The 4,622-nt window shown below is 53.9% G+C and carries 6 protein-coding genes; 2 read left to right on the forward strand and 4 right to left on the reverse strand.

Annotation, left to right across the window (positions count from 1 at the left end):
• The first annotated feature begins 9 nt into the window (after positions 1-9).
• Both Q0510_RS18080 and Q0510_RS18085 read left to right on the forward strand, forming a co-directional pair.
• Positions 10-105 carry a hypothetical protein gene (locus tag Q0510_RS18080; protein WP_298715018.1) on the forward strand — a complete coding sequence of 32 codons (96 nt, stop codon included), beginning with the start codon at positions 10-12 and terminating at the stop codon, positions 103-105.
• An 18-nt stretch (positions 106-123) separates the two neighbouring features.
• A complete protein-coding gene (locus Q0510_RS18085; RefSeq protein WP_298715008.1) occupies positions 124-1,005 on the forward strand; it encodes a lysophospholipid acyltransferase family protein in 882 nt (293 codons plus the stop codon).
• 57 nt (positions 1,006-1,062) lie between these two features.
• On the opposite strand, the gene Q0510_RS18090 is transcribed toward Q0510_RS18085, so the two are convergent.
• The 4 genes from Q0510_RS18090 to Q0510_RS18105 all read right to left on the reverse strand — a co-directional run.
• A complete protein-coding gene (locus Q0510_RS18090; protein ID WP_298715010.1) occupies positions 1,063-1,437 on the reverse strand; it encodes a LysM peptidoglycan-binding domain-containing protein in 375 nt (124 codons plus the stop codon).
• Positions 1,438-1,476: 39 nt separating this feature from the next.
• Positions 1,477-1,968 (reverse strand): BON domain-containing protein, encoded by a 492-nt coding sequence (locus Q0510_RS18095; protein ID WP_298715012.1) that lies wholly within the window; start codon positions 1,966-1,968, stop codon positions 1,477-1,479.
• 222 nt (positions 1,969-2,190) lie between these two features.
• Positions 2,191-3,462 carry a hypothetical protein gene (locus tag Q0510_RS18100; protein ID WP_298715014.1) on the reverse strand — a complete coding sequence of 424 codons (1,272 nt, stop codon included), beginning with the start codon at positions 3,460-3,462 and terminating at the stop codon, positions 2,191-2,193.
• Between the two features lie 94 nt (positions 3,463-3,556).
• Positions 3,557-4,622, reverse strand: a 1,066-nt coding sequence (locus Q0510_RS18105) for a rhodanese-like domain-containing protein (RefSeq protein WP_298715016.1), incomplete at its 5' end; no start/stop codon positions are given.

Genomic DNA, 4,622 nt, shown 5'->3' on the forward strand with positions numbered 1-4,622 from the left:
TATCTCATCGTGAAAGGTGCCGCTTTCCGCAAAGAAAGCCGCGGCCTGCATTTCAACACCGATTACCCGGCTAAAAGCGAACTGGTTCAGAATATCATATTGTAGGTAAAAGCGAGCGAGGATATGTATTATTTTTTACTGGCATTCTGTTATAGCGTTTCCATCTTGCCGTTGTGGGTGCTTTACCCCATCAGCGACCTGCTGTACCTTTTTGTCTATCATATCCTCGGGTACCGCCGTAAAGTGGTGCTGGGCAATTTACGGCAGGCGTTCCCGGACAAAACGGAGCAGGAGATCCGCCGGATGGCCCGCAGGTATTACCGCAACCTGACGGATATGATCGTGGAAACGATCAAACTGCTGACGATGAGCAAAGCTTCGCTGCAAAAACGTTTCATCTGCGATCTGTCGCCGCTGCATAAACTGCATGCGCAGGGCCGGAGCTGCCAGCTGCATTTGGGGCATAACTTCAATTGGGAGTGGGCGAACCTGTTTTGTATGCAGGGCGTGGATTATCCTTTCCTGGTCGTGTTCATGCCTATCACCAACAAAGCCGTGAACCGGATGTTCCGGCACTTCCGCGAAAAATTCGGCACGATCCTCATACCAGCCAACGACATGCGCAACGGCATGGCGCCCTGGATGGGCAAGCAATACCTCCTGGCGCTGGTGGCCGACCAGAATCCCGGCAACCCGCGCCGCTGTTACTGGTATCCGTTCCTCAATAAAATGACGGCGTTTTACAAAGGGCCCGAAATGAGCGCCCGGCGGAACGATATCCCCGTGGTATTCGTTGATATCCGCAAAAAGAAACGCGGATACTATGAAGCCAAGCTCACCCTCGCATTCGAGCATCCGGCGCAAACGAAGGAAGGCGAGATCACCGAAGCATTCGTCCAATACCTGGAAAAAAACATCCGCGAACAGCCCGAAGTATGGGTCTGGAGCCACCGCCGCTGGAAGCACGAGTGGAAACCGGAGTATGCAGAAGGACATGTGGAATAAAGACATTAAAAAGGGCGCTCCCAGTATCGGAAGCGCCCTTTTGTTTTCCGGAAGCGCCTATGCCGAAGGGATCTTCAGCTTCCAGCCCGGCTGGATCTTGTCCGGGTCCGAGATCTGGTCTTTGTTCGCTTCAAAAATCTTCTGCCAGGTCATACCCGGATATTTCTTTGCGATTTTGCTGAGGTTGTCGCCGGATTGTACTTCATACTCCTGCTCCGCGCCTTCGGCCAGGGAGATGTTCAGCACGAGATCACCCGCCCGCATCTCGGGATCGAGCTTTTCATAAATACCCCAAAGCTGATCCTTCACCGCGCCCGACGGTGCGGTACCCGTTACATACAGCACACCGTTTTGTTCGGCTACCTGCAACCCGGATACGCCGCCGCTGTTGGCCGCCTGGACCAGTTCCGCATATTTTTCCTGTAATGCCATATTGCAAATTTTTTGAGTGATAAATGGATGAACTGCCGCTTATTGAATCGTCAGCTTATTGTTGATCTTCTTCGGCTTCGCTTCCGCTGCGGCCTGCATTACCTTTTTCAGGTCCGCTTTCTTGATGGTGCCGGTTAAGGTTACTTCTCCGTTGGCGATGGTGGCCGTAACACCGGAAATGCTATGCGCGTTCAATGCGGAATCCACGCTGGTTTTCAGCATATCGTCCGGACTGATCACTACCGGGGGAGGTGGCGGAGGAGGAGGTGTCGTCATCACATTGTTGACAACCGACTTGATGCCTTTCACTTCTTTGGCGGTGGTTTCGGCGGCGGATTTGGTGGCATCGTCCATCACTTCGCCGCTGAGTGTGGCAACGCCGCCTTTCACTTCGGCGATCACGCCGGGCGTGGTGGTGGCCAGTTTGTCATTAACTTCTTTCTGAAGTTTGGCATCGCTTGGTTTGCAAGCGTACAGGAATACGCCCAAACCAAGGAGGCAGGCGGCTAACCAGGAATTGCGTTTTTTCATACGATTAAAATTTAAAAGGAATGTGAAGAATTCCTGTCCGTAACCCGGACATTATCCTCAGTTAAAAATTTGATAACCAATATGATAGGTAACTTTCGCCCGATGCGGTGCCGCCCAATGTACCGGCGGATCGCCCTTACTGCTGACGTGCCTGGCTACGGCGGGGATAAACAGGGTATTTATTTTAACAACGCGGGTGCGGAGATGTTTAGATTGGGGAAATTAAAATGATGGGCTTCTGCCCAGCAGATCAAATAATCCAGACTTCTCAAAAAGCAACCGCCCGAACTTCACTTCAGACCATCCCGGTTTGAGCCGGAAGGTGTGCCTCGGCGCTTCGTTTTCTATATCTGCTTCCATATGCAACGCTTCGTACCGGATGTTTGCCAGTCCTGGCCGGATTTCGTGCAGATGGGTGGAAATAATGAACAGGCTGGACGGAAACCGCTGCAACCCCTGAATTGTCTGCAAAATCAGGGCCACGGCTTCTTCGGTATTGGTGCCGCTGAAAAGTTCGTCGAACAGCGCGAAGCAGCGCTTGCCCGTCACGGCATCTTCCACCACGTTTTTGAGGTGGACGATCTCCTGCATATAGTGGCTGAGCCCGGAAGAGATATCATCGGTGACGTTGACGGCCGCCAGAAATGCATCAAAAACCGGGAGCCTGCACTTTTCCGCAGGCACCCCCAGCCCGAGGTGCCCCAGCATCACGCACAAACCGATACTTTTCATGGCGGTCGATTTCCCACCCATATTCGGCCCCGTCAACAACACAATATTCGGGCCGCTGGTAAAATCATTTCTCACCGCCCCGGCCACCAGCGGATGATAAAAACCCTCCAGGCTAACGGGCCCTTCCCGGAACTCCGGGAAACGGAGCCCCTGGGCAACGATCCCTTTCGCCAGCGACCAATACATCTCGAATTCGTAAAATGCCTCCCAAAACTGCTCCAGGTGCTTGCGATGCTTCATGTCCTGCAGTTCTTTCAACAGCATGGAAGCATGAAAGTCGCCAAACCGGTCTTTATGCACGGCCTCCACCCCTCTTTTAATTTTGAGCCGCGATAACACCCGCTGTATCCGGTCCACTTTTTCCTGGAAATCTTCCGGGAATTCGATGCCTTCGGGCAATGGAAAGTAAAATGCTTCCAACCGCTCGAAAAAGAACATCACCTGCACGCTTTTGCCGCGTACGAGCTTCCGGTTGGTGGAAGGGAACATCCTCGCCCATACTCCCGGGAACTCGTAGGCAAAATAATCGGCCTGTGTGGTGAAGGTCTGTACTTCTTCGAAATCATAGCGGGAATACGCAAAATGCTGCAAGTGCTTCCAGTGGCGGATAAACGTTTTTAATACATTCTGCCGGAAAAGGATCTGCGGGAGGGTAAGACCGCCGCCGCGGAAGAAATCTTCCAACAGAAGGCGCGCAGGGCGGCAGCGCGTATGGTCGAAGAGGGAAATGATTTCCCGGGGCATCTGGAAAGTAATGGGCATACGGGATGTTATGCCGGATGGCAGCAAATCCCCTGCCATTCATGAAAAAGCCGGGGCTATAGGGCCCCGGCTCATATAAACTTTAACGTTTCCGTTAGTTCAGTACGTTTTTCTCTTTCTCGATCTCGATGCCTTTTTCATCCTTCATTTTGGCATAACCGCCGGTTACGTTGCGGAGGTTGTGGATGCCTTCCCGTTTCATGAGGGAGCAGGCGATCACGCTGCGGTAGCCGCCCTGGCAATGAACGTAGAGGTTCAGGTGCTCGTCGAGATCGGCCATGGTGCCGGGATCGGTGAGCTCACTGAGCGTGAGGTTCATGGCATCTTTCAGATGGCCGTCGGCGAATTCGGCGGGCTTGCGGACGTCCACGATGAGCAGGTGCTCGTCGTGCGGGATGTCCATCGCCAGCTCGTCGGGGTCCACGGAAATGATCATGTCGATCTTTTCACCGGCTGCTTTCCAGGCGCCGAAACCGCCTTCCAGGTAACCTTCCACCTTGTCGAAACCCACGCGCGCGAGGCGGACGATCGTTTCTTCTTCCTGGCCGGGAGCGGTCACGAGGATCATGGCTTTATCGAAGGGGAGCAGGCTGCCGGCCCATTCCGCGAAGCGGCCTTCCAGCCCGATGCTGATGGAACCGGGCACAAAACCTTCGGTGAAGGTAGTGGCGTTACGGGTATCGAGGATCACGGCGCCGAGGTCGGTTTTCTCTTTAAAAGCCGCTATGGATAAGGGTTGCAGGCTGCGTTCCATGATTTTGTTCATGGTGTCGTAACCTTCCCGGTTAATTTGTGCGTTGATGGGGAAATACTGCGGAGGCGTGCTCAACCCATCGGTTACCTGGCTGATGAAATCGGCCTTGTCGGTAGCGAGGAGCGCGTAGTTGTCGCGTTTCTGCTCACCGATGGTGGAGGTGGTATTGGGACCGAGGTTCTTGCCGCAGGAGGATCCGGGGCCGTGCGCCGGATAAACAATCACGCTGTCCGGCAGGGTCTTGATCTTCGTATTCAGCGATTCGAACAGCATGCCCGCCAGTTCTTCCTTGGTGAGGTTGCCGCTAAAGAGGTCCGGACGGCCCACATCACCTACAAAGAGCGTATCCCCCGTGAAGATGGCGTGCGGCTGGCCCGCTTCATCGATCAGGAGATAGCAGGTGCTT

Origin of the sequence: uncultured Chitinophaga sp. (assembly GCF_937874145.1) — a bacterium.
GTDB lineage: Bacteria > Bacteroidota > Bacteroidia > Chitinophagales > Chitinophagaceae > Chitinophaga.